General features: G+C 58.7%; 18 protein-coding genes. 17 read left to right on the top strand and 1 reads right to left on the bottom strand.

What is annotated here, in order from left to right:
* Positions 1–17 precede the first annotated feature (17 nt).
* Complete coding sequence (locus tag GC177_04060) at positions 18–605, bottom strand: aminodeoxychorismate/anthranilate synthase component II (protein MBI1275127.1); 588 nt, start codon at positions 603–605, stop codon at positions 18–20.
* Positions 606–736: 131 nt separating this feature from the next.
* Here GC177_04060 and GC177_04055 point away from each other — a divergent pair, with 131 nt between their 5' ends.
* The 17 genes from GC177_04055 (at position 737) to truB (ending at position 18,542) form a co-directional block, all read left to right on the top strand.
* The gene (locus tag GC177_04055; protein ID MBI1275126.1) at positions 737–1,783 is read left to right on the top strand and encodes a hypothetical protein; all 1,047 of its coding nucleotides are present in this window, start codon (positions 737–739) and stop codon (positions 1,781–1,783) included.
* 18 nt (positions 1,784–1,801) lie between these two features.
* Positions 1,802–2,599, top strand: coding sequence for a peroxide stress protein YaaA (gene yaaA / locus GC177_04050; protein ID MBI1275125.1), 798 nt, complete (start codon positions 1,802–1,804; stop codon positions 2,597–2,599).
* Between the two features lie 73 nt (positions 2,600–2,672).
* The gene (locus GC177_04045) at positions 2,673–3,020 is read left to right on the top strand and encodes a (2Fe-2S) ferredoxin domain-containing protein (protein MBI1275124.1); all 348 of its coding nucleotides are present in this window, start codon (positions 2,673–2,675) and stop codon (positions 3,018–3,020) included.
* Between the two features lie 75 nt (positions 3,021–3,095).
* Positions 3,096–4,547: a tRNA (N6-isopentenyl adenosine(37)-C2)-methylthiotransferase MiaB gene (gene miaB / locus GC177_04040; GenBank protein ID MBI1275123.1), complete on the top strand. Its 1,452-nt coding sequence runs from the start codon at positions 3,096–3,098 to the stop codon at positions 4,545–4,547.
* Complete coding sequence (locus GC177_04035) at positions 4,534–5,553, top strand: AAA family ATPase (protein MBI1275122.1); 1,020 nt, start codon at positions 4,534–4,536, stop codon at positions 5,551–5,553. The genes miaB and GC177_04035 overlap by 14 nt, the downstream gene beginning before the upstream one ends.
* Positions 5,554–5,556: 3 nt before the next feature.
* Positions 5,557–6,066: an rRNA maturation RNase YbeY gene (gene ybeY, locus GC177_04030; protein MBI1275121.1), complete on the top strand. Its 510-nt coding sequence runs from the start codon at positions 5,557–5,559 to the stop codon at positions 6,064–6,066.
* Positions 5,915–7,021, top strand: a complete 1,107-nt coding sequence (locus GC177_04025) for a CBS domain-containing protein (GenBank protein ID MBI1275120.1) — start codon at positions 5,915–5,917, stop codon at positions 7,019–7,021. Before ybeY ends, GC177_04025 begins: the two co-directional genes overlap by 152 nt.
* Positions 7,022–7,119: 98 nt before the next feature.
* Entirely contained in the window at positions 7,120–8,661 is a 1,542-nt protein-coding gene (gene lnt, locus GC177_04020) for an apolipoprotein N-acyltransferase (protein ID MBI1275119.1), read from the top strand.
* A gap of 161 nt (positions 8,662–8,822) precedes the next feature.
* On the top strand, positions 8,823–9,224 hold the full coding sequence (locus tag GC177_04015; protein ID MBI1275118.1) for a helix-turn-helix domain-containing protein: 402 nt from the start codon (positions 8,823–8,825) through the stop codon (positions 9,222–9,224).
* Between the two features lie 110 nt (positions 9,225–9,334).
* Complete coding sequence (locus GC177_04010; protein MBI1275117.1) at positions 9,335–10,558, top strand: methionine adenosyltransferase; 1,224 nt, start codon at positions 9,335–9,337, stop codon at positions 10,556–10,558.
* Between the two features lie 128 nt (positions 10,559–10,686).
* Positions 10,687–11,409 carry a tRNA (guanosine(46)-N7)-methyltransferase TrmB gene (trmB, locus tag GC177_04005; protein ID MBI1275116.1) on the top strand — a complete coding sequence of 241 codons (723 nt, stop codon included), beginning with the start codon at positions 10,687–10,689 and terminating at the stop codon, positions 11,407–11,409.
* Positions 11,410–11,611: 202 nt separating this feature from the next.
* A complete protein-coding gene (locus GC177_04000; protein ID MBI1275115.1) occupies positions 11,612–12,166 on the top strand; it encodes a ribosome maturation factor RimP in 555 nt (184 codons plus the stop codon).
* Positions 12,167–12,183: 17 nt separating this feature from the next.
* Positions 12,184–13,692, top strand: a complete 1,509-nt coding sequence (gene nusA / locus GC177_03995) for a transcription termination/antitermination protein NusA (GenBank protein MBI1275114.1) — start codon at positions 12,184–12,186, stop codon at positions 13,690–13,692.
* Positions 13,693–13,724: 32 nt separating this feature from the next.
* A complete protein-coding gene (locus GC177_03990; protein ID MBI1275113.1) occupies positions 13,725–14,336 on the top strand; it encodes a DUF448 domain-containing protein in 612 nt (203 codons plus the stop codon).
* A gap of 55 nt (positions 14,337–14,391) precedes the next feature.
* Positions 14,392–17,181: a translation initiation factor IF-2 gene (infB, locus tag GC177_03985; protein MBI1275112.1), complete on the top strand. Its 2,790-nt coding sequence runs from the start codon at positions 14,392–14,394 to the stop codon at positions 17,179–17,181.
* A gap of 26 nt (positions 17,182–17,207) precedes the next feature.
* Positions 17,208–17,624 (top strand): 30S ribosome-binding factor RbfA, encoded by a 417-nt coding sequence (gene rbfA / locus GC177_03980; protein MBI1275111.1) that lies wholly within the window; start codon positions 17,208–17,210, stop codon positions 17,622–17,624.
* Positions 17,625–17,633: 9 nt separating this feature from the next.
* Complete coding sequence (gene truB, locus GC177_03975; protein ID MBI1275110.1) at positions 17,634–18,542, top strand: tRNA pseudouridine(55) synthase TruB; 909 nt, start codon at positions 17,634–17,636, stop codon at positions 18,540–18,542.
* The last annotated feature ends 7 nt before the right edge of the window (positions 18,543–18,549 follow it).

Raw genomic sequence — 18,549 nt, 5'->3', positions numbered from 1 at the left:
AGCCTGTGCCTGCTCGCTCAAGCCGCATGCTCCCGGCAGAGGGTGAGGAAGTTGCCGAGCATCTGGTGGCCGTGCTCGGAGGCGATGCTTTCCGGATGGAACTGCACGCCATGCACGGGATGCTCCTTATGCTGAAGGCCCATGATGGTGCCGTCAGCCGTTTCGGCGGTGACTTCCAGGCAGGCGGGGAGGGTGGAGCGATCCACGATCAGAGAGTGGTAGCGCGTCGCATTAAAAGGGGATGGGATGTTTTTGAAAATACCAATATTTTTATGCGTGAGTGCGCTGATTTTTCCATGCATCGGGCTGGCGCCGCGCACAACCTTGCCGCCATAGACCTGACCAATGGCCTGATGGCCAAGGCAGACACCGAAAATGGGGATGGTGGGGCCGAGTTCACGGATTACGGCTTCACTGATGCCAGCATCTTCAGGGCGGCCGGGGCCGGGGGAGATGACGATGCCGTCATAGCCTGCCTTGGCTATGTCCACCGTGGTCAGGGCATCGTTGCGCTTTACCTCTACCTCCGCGCCCAGTTCCTGCAGGTAATGGACGAGGTTGTAAGTGAAGCTGTCGTAATTATCGATGAGGAGAATGCGCGTCATGCGCGCACTATAGCCATTTGTTGTTTGCCCGCAACCTGTCTGGGGCGCAACTATTCCGGGAGCGTTTCAGGCTTGTGCAGCGCAGCAAAACAGGGTAGTTTACAGGCCCTTTGACTATCCGGAGATGCGCGATGAAGCTGCTCATGGTGGCCGACCAGCAGAATTCGCCCACGACCTATACCTACCTGAAGAAGCTGGCCCGTCAGCTGGACAAGGCGGGCATCAAGGTGAAAAGCCACACGGAAAAGCTTGGCGATATCGAGCAAACGCTCAAGGGCAGAAAATTTGATCTGGTGCATGTCCATTACCATCCGCATGCACGGAAAATCCGCCATGTAATGCGCGTGTGCGAGGCGGAAGGAATACCCGTTGTCGTGACGTTTCATGAAGTGCTGCGTGTGCCGCCGGAGCGCGTGGACCATGTGCGCAAATGCATCGAACGCGCGCGTTATGCCTATTTCCTGAATGAAGATGATCGCCAGCATGCGCTTGGGCTGAACCCGCGCCTGACGGATGCCAGCGAAGTGGTGCGCATTCCCGCGCCGAATGATCTTGGGCCAGAATTCACTGCCACCAAAGAGCAACTGCTGGGCGATTTCGGTCAATCACAGGGCATTGGCACCGTATTATACCTCACAGCCGTTGAGCCGGAGCAGGGGATTGAAGAGGTGATGGAGCTTTCCGCCAGCCTGCCGGATGGCGTGACGCTGCGGGTGATGGGCACGGTGCCGCCGGGGCAGGGGAGCTATGCGAAATACCTGAAAGCCAAGGCGCATTTCAGCCATTATCCGGTAACCCTGGAGATATCCAAGCGGCGCATCGGCAAGAAGCAACTGTGCGACGCGCTGCAGGATGTGCTGTTTGCCTATCTGCCGGAGGGGATTCCCGGAAGCCCGGGCTATTCCGGCATATCGGAGCATTCGATGCAGGTGCCGTTTCTGAACGTGGCGCAGACGCTGGTATTCGCCCATGCGGGGGAGCATACGTCGCCCGCCATGAAGCACGTGACGCATATCCTGAAAAAACCGGAGGACCTGGCCAAGGCTCTGGTGCATTACCGTCAGCACCCGCAATTGCTGCGCGACAAGCTGCTGAACGCCGCGCATTATGCCAGCGCCTTCACATGGGGGGACCTTGCCCGCCAGTCCATTGCGTCTTATAAGCTGATTACGCAATAGGCCCGTTGGTTTTCATTCATGCTGTTCATTCTCTCCCCCGCCAAAACGCTGGACGGCAACCCGCCGAAGCCGGCAATGCCGCCCACCCAGCCGGAATTTTTGAAGGAAGCCGAGGCATTGGTGAAGATTTTGCGCAAAAAAAGCGCGGCGCAGCTGGGCAGGCTGATGGATATCAGCCCCAAGCTGGCGGAGCTGAACCATGCCCGGTACCAGCGGTTTTCCACGCCATTTACTACGGAAAATGCCCAGGCGGCGCTGACGCTGTTCAAGGGCGATGTGTATCAGGGTATGGAGGTGAAGGATTACGGCAAGAAGGACTGGGCCTTCGCGCAGGCGCATGGGCGGATTCTATCAGGCCTTTACGGGTTGTTGCGTCCGCTGGACCTGATGCAGCCCTACCGGCTGGAGATGGGCACGGCGCTGGCTAGCCCGAAAGGGGAGAATTTGTATGATTTCTGGAAAAAGGCGGTGACGGCCAAGCTGGCCTCGGAACTGGGCGATGCCAAGCAACATCCGGAGCCGGTGCTGCTGAACCTGGCCAGCCAGGAATATGCCGGGGCGGTGGATGCGAAGGCGCTGGCGAAAAAGGGCATCCGCGTGATTGAGGTGCAGTTCAAGGAAGAAAAGAACGGCAAGCTGGCGACCATCGGGCTGCTGGCCAAGCGGGCGCGGGGCATGATGGCCAACCATATCATCCGTGGGCAGATCAATGAACCGGAGGCGTTGAAGCGCTTTACCGAGGGCGGGTACCGCTTCCGTAAGGAACTGTCCGACGAAGCACATATGATTTTTACGAGGAAGGCAGGAAAATCATGATTGCTTCCTGCTCGGGCCTGCTTGCCCTCGCAATGAAGCGTGCTCAAGGCTGTGGCGCGACGTACTGTCGCGCATGGGAAATGTGAGGGTTAGGGTATCTATGTTTTATGAGCATCATGCATTCGTCTGCACCAATGAGCGCCCGGAAGGGCACAAGCGCGGTTCCTGCGCGCGCAAGGGCAGCGAGGATATTCGTAACTATATGAAATCACTCACAAAAGAGCTTGGGTTGAAGGGCGATGTGCGCATCAATGGCGCGGGTTGCCTGGACCGGTGTGAGCTGGGGCCGGTGGTGGTGGTTTACCCTGAAGGGATATGGTACCGCGTGCCTGACCGCAAGGCGGCGGACCGGATTGTGCGCGAGCATTTACTTGAAGGAAAAATTATTAAGGAATTTCAATTAGCTGACTCCGACCGGTAGGTGGTGGAAGCATTGTTATAAACTAACACTATCGCCAATGGGCGGATTGGCATAAAATACAAGGACGGTTAACGAATGAGCAGCCCGGCATTGGCCAACCCCTCTATCAGCCAGACAAACAAGGCAATGGATAAGAAGAAAATCCATATCAAGACCTATGGCTGCCAGATGAATTTCTACGATTCGTCCCGCATGGCGGAACTGATGAAGCCGCTTGGCTACGAGCTGAGCGAAAAACCGGACGATGCCGACATGGTGGTGCTTAACACCTGCCATATCCGCGAAAAGGCCTCCGAAAAAATGTATTCCGACCTTGGGCGCATCAAGCGGGCCAAGCAGAAGCTCGGCAAAAACGGCAAGCGCATGCTGGTGGCCGTGGCCGGGTGCGTGGCGCAGGCGGAGGGCGAGGAGATTACCAGGCGCGCGCCTTATGTGGATATTGTGGTGGGGCCTCAGACCTTCCAGCGGTTGCCGGACCTGGTAGCCAAGAGTTTGCGTGACCACGCGATAAAGGGTGGGGGCGAGAAGATCCATGAGCTGGATTTCGCGGTGGAAGAGAAGTTTGATAAACTCGCTATCCAACCGCCGGAAGGGGCGACGCAGGCGTTTTTGACCATTCAGGAAGGGTGCGACAAATTCTGCACCTTTTGCGTGGTGCCCTATACGCGGGGCGGGGAATATTCACGCCCGGTGAATGACGTGCTGGCAGAGGCGCGGACGATGGCGGCGGGCGGCGTGGTGGAAGTGACCTTGCTCGGGCAGAATGTGAATGCGTATCACGGCATGGCTGGGGGCGGGGAGTGGAACCTGGCGAAGCTGTGCCATGCATTGGCCGAGATTCCAGGGATTACGCGTATCCGTTACACCACCTCGCACCCGCGCGATATGGATGATGCACTGATTCAGGCGCATGCGGATTTGCCGCAATTGATGCCCTATCTGCACCTGCCGGTGCAATCTGGATCGGACAGGATCCTGGCGGCGATGAACCGCAAGCATACGGCGAAACATTACCTGAATATCATTGAGAAACTGCGCAAGGCGCGGCCGGATATCGCCTTGTCCACCGATATCATTGTCGGGTTTCCCGGTGAGACGGATGAGGATTTCGAGGCGACCATGCAGCTGGTGCGCAAGGTGGGCTATGCGCAGAGCTATTCCTTCAAATACAGTATCCGCCCCGGCACGCCTGCGGCGAGCGTGGAGGAGCAGGTGCCCGAAGAGGTAAAGGATGCGCGGCTGCAGGCGCTGCAGGCATTGCTGAACCAGCAGCTGATTGATTTCAATCAATCCATGGTCGGGCAACGTATGGAAATATTGATTGAGAAGCCGGGCAAGCATGCGGGGCAGATGGTCGGGCGCAGCCCCTACCTGCAATCGGTGCATGTGGATGATTGCGATCTCAAGCCGGGGCAACTGGCTGAGGTCATCGTGACCGGCACGACGCATTTCGGGCTCCGTGCCGTGCTGGCGGAAACCATGCCTAACCCACTCTCTCAGGAGGATACGCACCTTGGCCACGCATGAATTCACCGCTGAGAACCCGCTTTATCTGTCGTTTGACAATAACCGGCTCCTGCCGAGCCTGTATGGCGATTGCGACCGGCACCTGGAGGCGATCGAAAAGCATATTCATGTGAAGGCGGCGTCACGCGGGAATATGGTGGCGATTCTCGGCAAGAAAAAGGATGCTGAACGGGCACGCATCGTGCTGGAGCATCTGTATCAGCAGCTGGAACAAGGCGTAAGCGTAACCGACAAGGAAGTGGAGGCGGCCATTCGCATGGTATCAGAAAAACAGGGCATGACGGCGGACGATCAACGGCGTTTGCTGGATGATAACGGGCGTCTGGAGATCAAAACGCGCAAAAAGGCCATTCACCCGTACACCAACCGTCAGGCGGATTATGCCAAGCAATTGCGTGACCATGATGTGTGTTTTGCCGTCGGCCCGGCCGGTACGGGCAAAACCTACATGGCGGTGGCCATTGCGGTGGCGCTGTTCCTGGAAGGAAAAGTGAACCGTATCGTGCTGACGCGCCCGGCGGTGGAAGCGGGGGAAAAGCTTGGCTTTCTACCCGGTGACCTGAAAGAGAAGATCGACCCCTATCTGCGCCCGCTTTACGATGCGCTGCAGGAAATGCTGCCCGCCGAAAAAGTGATGGAATATATGGAGAACGGCACGTTTGAGGTGGCGCCGCTGGCCTTCATGCGCGGGCGCACGCTGAGCTCGGCTTTTGTAATCCTAGATGAGGCGCAAAACACCACGCCGACACAGATGAAGATGTTTCTGACGCGTCTGGGCGAGAACTCCCGCATGGCGATCACGGGTGACGTGTCGCAGACGGATTTGCCCGCAGGCATGCTGTCCGGCCTGACGGATGCCATCACGCGGCTGGAAGGGATCGACGGCATTGCCATCACCCGCTTCCTGGATACGGATGTGGTGCGTCATCCGCTGGCCGCACGCATCATCCAGGCCTATGACAAGGCGGATAAAGCCAAGGCCAAAGCCGCGAAAAAGCCGGAATAACCCATGGCCCATTGCACCACCCAGCTTGAGATTGCGCATGGGGCCTGGGCGGGCGCCATGGCAGGCTGGCCACGCGATATCGGCGCGGTGGTGAAAGAGGCGTGGGAAGCGCTGGAGAAAAAGCATAAGCTGAAAGTGGATGTGGAAGTGTCCGTCGCGTTGATCGCTGACCGCGCCATGCAGGCGCTCAACCGGCAGCACCGCAAGAAGAACAAGCCGACCAATGTGCTGTCCTTCCCGATGTATGAAGGCATCGACGCTATCAAGGAAGCCGTGGAGCCGCCGCCGCTGATGCTGGGCGATATCAGCATGGCCTATGAGACGCTGGTCAAGGAAGCGGATGAGCAGGGCAAGAGCCTTTATGCCCATACGGCGCACATGCTGGTGCATGGGGTGCTGCATCTGGCCGGATACGACCATGAAGACGATGCCGATGCCGAGGCCATGGAGGCATTCGAAACAGAGATTCTCTCAACCTTATCCATCGATAATCCATATGAAGCCGTCACCTGAACCTAAAAAGGGATCTGACATGTCCGTCAACGCACCGCAACTGGCGCCCGCCAACGACGCTAAAGAGGACGCGCCCGTAAGCGAGGGCCGATCTAGGAAGAATGGCGACCAACCGTCGCTGTTCAAAGGATTGAAGGAATGGGTGAAGGACAGTTTCGGCATGCGCGGGCGGGAGCATTTCCGCGCGGCAGTGGAAGAGGTGCTGGACCAGAATGAGGACGACCCCGCGCTGACGAGTGAAGAGCGCAGCATGTTTTTAAACCTGCTGGATTTCGGCGATCTCAGCGTGAGCGATATCATGGTCAACCGCACGGGTGTGGTGGCGGTACCGTCTGACACGAGCCTGGAGCATCTGCGTCAGACCATCATCACCAGCGCGCACAGCCGGGTGCTGGTGTTTGAGAACACGCTGGATATGATCATCGGCATGGTGCATGCGAAGGATCTGGTGCAGTTTCTGAACCAGGAATACGGATTTTCGCTGAATAAGGTGTTGCGCCCGGTATTCGCCGTGCCGCCGAGCATGAAGGCCATCAACCTGCTTGCCAACATGCGCTCCAACGGGATGCATCTGGCCGTGGTGGTGGATGAATATGGCGGCACCGACGGACTGGTGACGCTGGAGGATGTGTTTGAGCGCATTGTCGGTGATATCCAGGACGAGCATGACGAAGGGGAAACAAAGGATGAAAGCTTTGTGTGGCTGACGCCACGCCAGGCTGTGGCCGATGCGAAAATCGACATGGAAGCGCTGGAAGAGCACCTCAAGCTTGTGCTGCGCAGCCCGGGTGATGAGGAGCACTACGACACGCTCGGCGGGTTTTTGATGCAGCAGTTCGGCCATGTGCCCGCCAAGGGCGAAAAATTGGTGGCCCAGCAGGTGCTGTTTGAGATCATCGAAGCCGATGCGCGGCGCATATTGGAAGTGCGCATGACCCTGCCGGATGAAGATTAGGGCCGACGCGCCGTTCTTTCACGCAAGCATATGCACATCCCGCTTTCGCGGGAATGGCGATGGTTTATAGTCTGCCCGAAGTTTCTTAAGAGTTCGGTATGAGATTCCTCAAGAACATTATTGACCGCTGGCGCCAGCCGCGTGGGCGTGACCAATGGGTTGCGGGTGCGCTGGCGGTGCTGGCCCTGCCACCGTTTTTCTTCTGGCCGGTGTTGCCTTTCAGCCTTGGCATGCTGTGGAATGGCGTGCGTCAGGCGGTGAACCGCAAGCAATTGTTCGTGCAGGGCTGGTGGTGGGGTTTCGGCTATTTCATGGCGGGGCTTTACTGGTTTGCCTGTGCGTTGTTGACGGATGCGGCGCAGTTCGGCTGGCTGATACCGTTTGCGCTTACCATCATTCCCGCCGTGCTTGCCATCTATACCGGGATCACCTGCCTGCTGGCCGGGTGGTTTAAGCCGCGCGGGGTGGCTGGTACGGTGTGTTTCGCCGCAAGCTGGGTGCTGCTGGAGTGGCTGCGCGGCATGTTGTTTACCGGTTTTCCCTGGAACCTTATCGGCTACAGCCTGAGCGGCACGCTGGCCACCCTGCAGCTGGCCAGCCTGGGCGGCGTGTGGGGAATGGGGTTTGCGGCCGTGTTCCTTTCCCTGCTGCCATGGCTGGGCAGCAGGGAAGAAGGATGGCGGAAAGGCAAAGGGCTTGGCACGGCATTGGCCGTGCTGGCGCTGTTGATGGCCGGTGGCCAGGCCCGGCTGGCGCAGCACCCGTTAAAGCAGGATGGGCCGGTGGTGCGCATTGTGCAGCCTAACATCCAGCAGCACATGAAATGGTCGCCGGAGATGCGGGCCAAGGCGGTGTTTGAGCAGATGCGCATGAGCCGCATGGGGGAGAATGAACAGCCGAGCCATATTCCCAGGCTGGTGGTATGGCCTGAGACGGCGGTGCCTTATATCTGGTCGGAAGGATTCTTCTTGAGACCGGTATTGGCGCAAGCCGTGCCGCCGAACGGAGGCGCGCTGCTGACGGGCATCATCCGCGAGGCGCATGAGGACCTGTATAACGCCATGCTGGTGTTGAAGCAGGATGCGCGGCTAGAGGGAAGTTATGAAAAGCGGCATCTGGTGCCGTTTGGCGAGTTCGTGCCGTTTAGGAACATCCTGCCGCTGGTGGCGATGGTTTATGGCGGAAAGGATTTCAGCCGGGGCGAGGGGGGCGCGGTGCTGACGCTGCCCGGCATCCCGCCGGTGAGGCCGTTGATCTGCTATGAGGCTATTTTTCCCGAAGACATCTGGGATGGTCAAGGAACAAGGCCTGAATGGCTGGTCAATATCACCAACGATGCCTGGTTTGGCGACAGTACGGGACCACACCAGCATTTTGAGGCGGCACGTCTGCGCGCGGTGGAGCAGGGGGTGCCGCTGGTGCGGGCGGCCAATACCGGCATCAGCGCGGTGGTGGACGGGAACGGGCGAATCGTCCGGATGCTGTCCATTGGGGTTAAAGGAACCATTACCGAAAGCATGCCTGCCATGCTTGAGGCGCCTCTTTACGCCCGCCATTCCTACCTTATAATTAATCTTATCGTCATCTTACTGACAGGTAGTCTCTGCTATCTTTATCGGGCTGATTTAAAGACAATATAAAATTAACAGCCAAGAGTAAAAATTAGGACACTTGCGGTTCGCTAATTTGTCTCTAAATAGAACAGATGTCATGCCAGTGACATTGAAACTGCATGATTTTGTAACAAGCACCTGTCATATCGACGCCATTATCAACGGATAGAATATTCAGAAAGCGGCATATGCCTCATCCAGTAGACGCCCATGTAGGTAAACGGCTTCGTCAACGCCGGAACTTGCTTAATGTCAGCCAGCAGGACCTGGCCGAGCAGGTGGGCATCACCTTTCAGCAGGTGCAGAAATACGAGCATGGGGTGAACCGTGTAAGCTCCAGCCGTTTGTACGAATTCGCCAAGGTGCTGGCGGTGGATATTCCTTATTTCTTTGAAGGGCTGCCTTCCACGGTGCAGGAAATGCATTATGGTGTTTCCGATCAGGATCAGGCAGGGTTTTCAGGGCCGGATCATCTAATTACCGACGAGCACGACCTGGTGGCGGCCTATCGCCGCATCAAGGACAAGGGATTGCGGGAGCATGTGCTTGAGCTGGTGAAAAATCTCGCGCCGACCGGTAGCAAAAAATAATCCGTCCGCGCGGATTGGCCGCATCCGTCTTGTAAAATTATTTTTGCTGCATCCGGATGGCGCTTGCGCTAATCCATAGAGCCTGATGTTTTTTTGACAAAAAGGCCGTTATGCAGCAAGCAGCTCTCCGCAAGACCTTATCCAACCGCCCCCCGCTTCCTTTGCTCGACAAGAATCATTTTCTGTTCACCAGCGAGTCGGTGTCCGAAGGGCATCCCGATAAAATCTGCGATCAGATTTCCGATCATATTGTCGATGCGTTTTTGCGCGAAGACCCCTATGCCCGCACGGCGGTGGAAACGATGGCGACCACCAATGCCGTGGTGATCGCCGGTGAGGTGCGCGGCCCGGCCAAGCTGATGGAAAAAAGCTATATTGAGCAGATCGTGCGCGATACGGTGAAGCATATCGGCTACGAGCAGGAAGGCTTTCACTGGAAGAACATGAAAGTGGACGTGCTGCTGCACGCGCAATCCGCCGATATCGCCCAGGGCGTGGATGCCGCCGCCAGCAAGGAAGAAGGCGCGGGCGACCAGGGGATTATGTTCGGTTATGCCTGCCGCGAGACCGAAAGCCTGATGCCTGCGGCTATTCATTATTCCCATAAGATTCTGCGTTTGCTTTCCGAGGCGCGCCACAGCGGCAAAGCGCCCCAGCTCGGCCCGGATGCCAAGAGCCAGGTGACGCTGATGTATGAAAACGAGATGCCGGTGCGCGCCACTTCCGTGGTGGTTTCCACCCAGCATGTTGACGGGCTGACGCAGCAGCAGGTGCGCGATATCGTGCGTCCCTATGTGCTGGAAGCGCTGCCAAAGGGCTGGATGTGCGACGAGGAGCATTTCTATGTTAACCCGACCGGCAAATTCGTGATCGGCGGGCCGGATGGCGATGCGGGGCTGACAGGCCGCAAGATCATCGTGGATACCTATGGCGGCGCGGCCCCGCATGGCGGCGGCGCGTTCTCCGGCAAGGACCCCACGAAGGTGGATCGTTCGGCAGCCTATATGGCGCGCTACCTGGCCAAGAACGTGGTGGCCTCCGGGCTTGCCAATCGTTGCACGCTCCAGCTTTCCTATGCCATCGGCGTGTCTTATCCGCTGTCGCTTTATGTGAACATGCACGACACCGGTAAAGTGCCGGAAAGCGAAGTGGTGAAGGCGCTGTGGGATATGGTGGATCTTTCCCCGCGTGGTATTCGTGAGCATCTGAAACTGAACCGTCCCATCTACGCGCCGACGGCGGCCTATGGCCATTTTGGCCGTGAGCCGACGGCCGAAGGGCATTTCAGCTGGGAAAAGACCGACCTGGTGGACGAGCTGAAGAAGATTTTCTAGCTATTCTTCTTTTCGCCATTCCAACGAAAGCTGGAATCCATGGGAGGGGGGATTCTCCTGCCTGTGTTGTTGCGCTGTCTGCTGGATTCCAGCTATTGCTGGAATGATGAGTTCATGGTGGTTTATGCATGTCCATACCCAATAAGACCGCGTTTCGCGACAAGCCGTGGGAATGTTCGTTCGCACGGGTTCGGGGCGGCAGGCCGCTGAAAGACAGCCAGGCCGCCCTGATGCGCGATATGCTGCCGAAGCGCAGCGTGCGTTTGCCGGAAAAACAGGCGGAAAGCCTGGAAGAGCTGGTGGCCGGTGCTTCGACGTTTCCGCAGGGCTGTGGGGTGGAGATCGGCTTCGGCGCGGGCGAGCATGTGCTGGCCATGGCGCGACAGCAGCCGGGGCGCCTCTGGATCGGCTGCGAGCCTTACCTGCATGGCATGGCGAGTTGCCTTTCGGCTTTGGAAAAGGAACATGCGCCCAATCTCTGGCTGCATCATGGCGATGGGCGGGATGTGCTGTGCCTGATGCCCGATGCCTGTGTGGATGAGGCTTATATCCTGTTTCCCGACCCATGGCCCAAGAAGCGGCACCATAAGCGCCGCATCGTGGAACCCGCCCTTTTGTGCGTGCTGGCGCGGGTGATGAAACCGGGCGGGGTGCTGTGGCTGGCCACGGATATTGAGGATTATGCCGAATGGATGATGGAAAAATTCCTGCAGGAGCCGGAATTCCGCTGGGATGCGCCGTATCCGGTCCATTGCCGCATCCAGCCGGAGGGGTGGGTGGTGACGCGGTATCAGGCCTGGGCGCAGGAGGAAGGGCGGCAGCCGTGGTTTTTTCGGCTGGTTCGGCAATAATCCGCTTGTTTTTCTCAAAATCAGGGGGTATAAGGCCTTCAGAAAGTGGGCCGCGGCCCGCTTTTTTTTGTACCAAAATTCTGTTTGCCTCCGGCGAAATCCTTCTTGATTTCGCCGTGAGGCGCGCTCAGGGCTGACCAGCGCGACGTACTGTCGCGTTAACAGGGATAGGGCGCGTTTCGGGGCAGCGATATGGAACCTGATGGCAGATATTGAGACCAAAGTGACCGACCTTATTACCCCGACGCTGGATGCGATGGGGCTGGAGATCGTGTCGCTGCGGATTCACGGTGCCGGTGTGGGCCAAAGCCAGCTGCAGATATTGCTGGACCATACGGACGGAACGCCCGTGACGCTGGAGGATTGCACCCAGGCCAGCCGCTCCATCGCCATGCTGATGGAAGTGCATGATCCGATCAGCAGCGCCTATGTGCTGGAAATCAGTTCCGCCGGGGTGGACCGGCCGCTGACCAAGCCGAGCCATTACCCGACCTATATCGGGCATGAAGTGAAGATGCAGACCCAGCCGCTTGATGGCCGCAGCCGCTACCGTGGCATCATCTGCCAGACGACCGACCGCATGGTGGCGGTGGAGGACGGCAATGTGTGCTGGATGATCCCCTTTGCGCAGATCACCGAGTCACGCCTGGTGCTGACCGATGCGCTGCTCAAGAAATTCCGCCCCAAAGCCGAGCCGAAAGCCAACCCCTGGGAAGGCAAGAAGCAAAGCCAGCGTGGCAAAAGAGATCCTATTTAACCCAAGGAGTAATAAACATGGTCGCTGAACCAGCAATTGTCGGCAATTCGGAAATCCTGCAGGTGGCCGAGGCCGTCTCCCGCGAGAAGGGCATTGACCGCGAAGCGGTGATCGAGGCGCTGGAACAGGCTATCCAGGTGGCCGCGCGCCGCAAATACGGCCATGAGATGCAGATCATCTCCCAGATCAGCCGCAAGACGGGCATGATCTCGCTGTACCGCCAGCGCAATATCGTGGAAGTGGTGGAAAACTACGCCACGGAAATGGACCTGGAAGATGCCAAGAAGCGCGACCCCAAGGCCGAGCTTGGCGGGGTTGTGAGCGAAGCCCTGCCGCCGATCGATTTCGGCCGCGTGGTGGCACAGACGGCCAAACAGGTAATCATCCAGAAAGTGCGCGACGCCGAGCGCGATGTGCAGTTCAACGAATTCCGCGACCGTGTGGGCACCATCATCAACGGCGTGGTCAAGCGTGTAGAATATGGCAACGTGGTGATCGACCTTGGCCGCAGCGAAGCGGTGATCTACCGCGAGCGTTGCATCCCTCGCGAAATGTTCAAGCAGGGCGACCGCGTGCGCGCCTATGTGGAGGATGTCCGCCGCGAGCGCAGCGGCCCGCAGATTTTCCTGTCCCGCGTGCATCCGCAATTCATTGCCAAGCTGTTTGAGCAGGAAGTGCCGGAAGTGTATGACGGTATCATCGAGATCAAGGCCGTGGCGCGTGATCCCGGCTCCCGCGCGAAAATGTGCGTGTCTTCCAACGACCCGAGCATCGATCCGGTCGGCTCCTGCGTGGGTGTTCGCGGTTCCCGCGTGCAGGCCGTGATCCAGGAGATTCAGGGCGAGAAAATCGACATCATCCCCTGGTCGCCGGACCCTGCCACGCTGGTGGTGAACGCCCTGGCCCCGGCCGAGGTCGCCAAGGTGGTGATCGACGAGAACCGCGGCCGCATCGAAGTGGTGGTGCCGGACGAGCAGCTTTCCATCGCCATCGGCCGTCGTGGCCAGAACGTGCGCCTGGCCGCCGATGTGACGGGCTGGGAAATCGACATCCTGACCGAGGAAACCTCGACCAAGAAACGTCAGGAAGAATTCGCCCGCCTGTCCCGCCTGTTCATTGAGGCGCTGGATGTGGAGGATGTTATCGGCGAGCTGCTGGTGACGGAAGGCTTCCAGTCCGTTGAGGAAGTGGCGTTCGTTTCCACCGAGGATCTGGCAAGCATTGAAGGATTTGACGCCGACGTGGCTGAGGAACTGCAGCGCCGTGCCAAAGCCTATCTCGACAACCGTGAACAGAACCTGAAGAACAAGCTGAAGGAACTGGGCATGGAAGCCAGCATCGCCACCGTGCCGCACCTGATGCCAGAAATGCTTGCCCCGCTTCAGCAGGGCGGCGTGAAAACGCTGGATGATCTGGCCGATCTGGCGCGGGATGAGTTCAATGAACTCGTGCCGGGCAGCACGCTCAACGCCGCGCAGGTGGATGAGATGATCATGAAAGCACGCGAACACTGGTTTAAGGAATAACCGGGTTAGCCGCTGTAGCTGGAGGGCCAGTCATGCCCGATAGTGACCATGAACTGGCCGATGAATCGTTCCTGAACGAGAAAGGCCCTGACAGACGCTGCCTGGTAACAGGCAGCGTGCTGCCGAAAGAGGCGATGCTGCGCTTTGTGATGTCGCCCGACGGCGGTGTGGCGTTTGATGTGCGGGAAAGCCTGCCCGGGCGCGGCGCCTGGGTAGTTTCCAGCCGTGGATGCGTGGTGGAAGCCTGCAGGAAGCAGGTTTTTTCCAAAGGGTTTAAACGCAAACTGAAGGTGGATGACGCGTTGCCGGACAAGGTGCGCGCATTGCTGGAGGCACAATTTCTTGCCCAGCTGGGCTTGGCAAGGCGCACAGGAAACCTATATCTGGGAGCGGACCAGGTGCAGCCACTGGTGGCAAAGCACCAGGTTGGGCTTCTGGTCATTGCTTCCGACGTAGCGCCCGCGCAACGTTCCAAATGGCCCGAAGCCAGCGAATTAAACGCGCCCTTGGTGGAACTTATCGACCGGAATGCGCTGAGTCGGGCGGTTGGGGGTGAAAATACCGTTTATCTTGCGGTAAAATCGTCTATAGTGCCCGCCTTGGCGAAAGCCGCCAAACGGCTTATCGCCTATGAAAACGCATGAGCGCCGCGCTGTACCGGAAACCTTTTGACAGATAGAAGTGACGAGTAACAAGACCATGTCCGACAACAATGATAATTCCGGCAATGCCACGCTGACCGCGCCCAAGCCGCTGAAGCTCTCGCTCAATCGCGGTGCCGACGCAGGCCGCGTGACGCAGAATATCCAGCAAGGCCGCAGCAAAACGGTGACGGTGGAAGTGCGTAAGACGCGCAGCTTCTCGCGCGATGAATCCGGCAAACTGGTTCAGGTTTCCCGCCAGGCGCCCGCGCCGGCCGCTGCGCCCGAGGCTGCACCCGCGCCGACCCCGGTCCATGACGATGCGCCCAGCCTTACCAAGAGTGAGATGGAACGCCGCAAACGCGTGCTTGAGCGTGCCAATGAAAATAAGGGCGCCGATGCCCAGAAACGCGAGGAAGAGCGCCGCCAGATGGATGAGCGCCAGCGCCGCCGCGTGGAAGAGGTGGACCGCAAGCGAGATGAAGAGCAGCGCATAGCCCTGGAAGCCGCTGCTGCCGCATCCACCGCCCTGGTGGAAAAACCAGCCCGCCAGGTGGATGTGACCGATGCCGCTATCAAGAATAAGCATAAGCGCCGCATTGAAGACGAACTGGAAGAAGGTGAAGATGACGCGCTGAAGAAAAGCGCCGCCCTCAAGAAAAAACGCAGCAAGGTGCGGGGCATTGACGAGGACGACGACCTGCCTTCCTACAACCTTCAAAAGGAGGAGGAAGAGGAGTATTACATCCCGCGTCAGGCCTTGCTGGAAGGCGATGAATTCGAAGATTATTCCGACGATGTGATTCCCGATGACGGTGAAGACGACATCGTGGCGGTGGCCATTCCGAAAGCGAATGACAAGCGCGATGACGTGGTGCGCCGCGTGCAGTCCTCCAGCCGGGTAATCATGGCCGCGCCGGATCCCAATAAAATCCGCAAATACCTGTTGAGCGAGGCCCCGGTTTCGCCCAAGCGCGCGCGCCGCATTGATTCCATGGAAGCGCAGCCGAGCGCGGTGGCTTCCGGCGACAAGAAAATCGGCACCAACAAGCGCCGCCGCGGCCATAAGCCGACCGTGCAGGAGCAGAATATCGTGCTGGATGTGACCATTCCCGAGCAGATCAGCGTGGCCGACCTGGCCAACCGCATGGCGGTGCGTGGGGTGGATGTGATCAAATCGCTCATGAAAATGGGCGTGATGGCAACCCCGGCTCAGATGATCGATGCCGACACGGCGGAGCTGATCGTCAGCGAATTCGGCCATCATCCGCAACGCGTGACGGATGCGGATGTGGAGCAGGAGCTATTCGGCGAAACGGAAGGCTCCGGCACGCTGAAGCCCCGCGCCCCGGTGGTGACGGTGATGGGCCATGTGGACCATGGTAAAACCTCGCTGCTCGACCGTATCCGCCAGACCAACGTGGTTTCCGGTGAGGCGGGCGGTATTACGCAGCATATCGGCGCTTATCAGGTGACGGTGCCTTCGGGACAGAAAATCACCTTCCTCGATACGCCGGGCCACGCGGCTTTCACGGCCATGCGTGCACGCGGCGCGAAGGTTACCGATGTGGTTATCCTCGTGGTGGCGGCCGATGACGGCATCATGCCGCAGACGGTGGAAGCCATCAACCATGCCAAGGCCGCCGGTGTGCCTATCGTGGTGGCCTGTAATAAAATGGACAAGCCGGATGCCAACCCGCAGCGCGTGCGTCAGGAACTGATGCAGTATGAGCTGATCGGCGAGGAATTCGGCGGCGACATCATGATCATCGACGTGTCCGCCAAAGCAGGCACGAATATCGATGCGCTGCTGGATGCGGTGCTGCTGCAAGCGGAAGTGCTTGATCTTAAGGCGGATTACGACGCGCCCGCGCGCGGTGTGGTGATCGAATCCCGCATGGATAAGGGGCGCGGCACGGTGGCGACACTGCTGATGCAGAACGGCACGCTGAAGCAGGGCGACCTGGTGGTGGCGGGTGCGGCTGCGGGCTATGTGCGCGCCATACTGAACGATCGCGGCGAGCAGCTGCAAGAGGCCGGGCCCGCGCTTCCGGTGGAAGTGCTTGGGCTGGATGAAACCCCGGTGGCGGGTGAATTGTTCGCCGTGGCCGAGGATGAAAAACAGGCCCGCGACATCACCGAATACCGCAAGCAGAAGATGAAACTGCAAAAAACGGTGGACGCGCCGCGCATCACGCTGGACCAGCTCTTTACCGACGGCCGCGCCAAGGTGAAGGAACTGCCGCTGATTGTGAAGGCGGATGTGCATGGTTCGCTGGAAGCCATCGTCGGTAGCCTCGAGAAAATCGAGAGCGACGAGGTGAAGGTGCGCGTGGTGCATTCCGGCGTGGGGGCCATCACGGAATCCGACATCGTGCTGGCCAAGGCTTCCAACGCGGTGATCATCGGCTTTAACGTGCGCGCCAACAGCCAGGCCAAGGTGCTGGCCGAGCGCGAAAAAATCGATGTTCAGTATTTCTCCATCATCTATGAACTGATCGATAATGTGAAGAAGGCCCTCAGCGGTATGCTGTCGCCCGAGTTCAAGGAGATCATGCTCGGCTACGCCGAAATCCGCCAGGTGTTCAACATCACCAAGGTGGGCAAGGTGGCGGGTGCGATGGTCACGCAAGGGCTCATTAAGCGCAACGCCAAGTGCCGTCTGCTGCGCGATAATGTGGTGATTCACGAAGGCAGCCTGAAGACGCTCAAGCGTTTCAAGGATGACGTGAAGGAAGTGCGCGAGGGCTTTGAGTGCGGTATCGCCTTTGAGAATTACGACGATATCCGCGAGAATGACCAGGTGGAAGCCTTCGAGCTGGAGCAGGTGACGCGCAGCATTACCTAGCTGCCGCTGCCGGAGAGTGAGAACCTATGGTGATGCAAGCCGCTAAACCGCCGAGCCAGCGCCAGTTGCGCGTGGGGGAGGTCGTCCGTCAGGCCGTGTATGAGATGCTGGTGCGGGGGGATATCATCTCCGCTTCCATCGATATGGCATCGGTTACGGTGAGCCAGGTTTCCATCAGCCCGGATTTAAAGAACGCCACGGTGTTTCTCGCGCCGCTGGCGGGGCGGGATTCGCAGCAGGTTCTCAATGAAATCCGTGCCCAGGGGGACCATATCCGCCGGGTGATCGGCAAGAAAGTGTATCTGCGCTTTGTGCCGAGGCTGCATTTCAAGATCGACGATTCCTTTGACAAGGCCAGCCGGGTGCATGAAATCCTGTTGAGCGAGCGCGTTCAGCGCGACATCCAGCTTCAAGGGCATCATGCCGCGGACGAGGATGAATAGGCCCATTTCATGAACGGCCTTCTGCTGATCGATAAGCCTTACGGCATGGGTTCCACCGATGCGGTGACACAGGTTAAGCGCGTCTTGCCACGTGGTATCAAGGTGGGGCATGCGGGCACGCTGGACCCGCTGGCCACCGGGTTGTTGCCCATTGCGGTAGGTGAGGCCACCAAACTGCTGCGTTTTATCGTGGATGCCAGCAAGACCTATGATTTCACGATCACCTGGGGGGAGCGGCGCAGCACGGCGGATGCCGAGGGCGAGGTGCTGGAAACCAGCGATGCGAGGCCCACGGAAGCACAATTAAAGACGGTTTTGCCAAGATTTCTGGGAGAAATTATGCAGCGGCCGCCTGCCTACTCAGCCATCAAGGTTGGTGGGGAACGGGCCTATGACCTTGCACGGGCGGGGGAGGCGGTGGAACTGGCCGCACGGCCCTTTCATATCCGCGAACTGTCCGTTTTAGCTGCGGATGCGGCATCCGCCACGCTCAGGGTAGGGTGCGGCAAGGGGACCTATGTGCGCAGCCTGGCTGAGGATATTGCCCGGGAACTGGGCGCGGTGGGCTATGTCAGCATGTTGCGGCGTGTGAAAGTGGGGAAATTTTCGGTGGATGATGCGTTTTTACTGGAAAATACCCGCGAAAAAGCCTATACACACGCCCTTTCCGAGCGTTTGCCAATGCTTATGCTCGGGTTGCTCCAGGCGCTGGACGGCGTCCCGGCTCTGGAAATCACCGAAAGCGAGGCTGCAGCATTGCGGCATGGGCAATCGGTGAGGCGGCAAGGCCTTGCTGCCACGAATGCGGAGGAAATGGTTGCATTTTCATCCGGCAAAGTGGTGGCCATCGTGCAATGCATATCGTGCAATGCAGGGGAGGAAGGGTTCAAGCCGCTGCGCATTATTCATGACGTTTGAGGAGTTT

The sequence above is a fragment of the bacterium genome (assembly GCA_016124905.1).
Taxonomy (GTDB): Bacteria; Pseudomonadota; Alphaproteobacteria; order Rickettsiales; family RI-342; genus RI-342.
The sequence above is the reverse complement of the archived record's forward strand: the minus strand, read 5'-3'. Positions and strand labels throughout refer to the sequence as shown.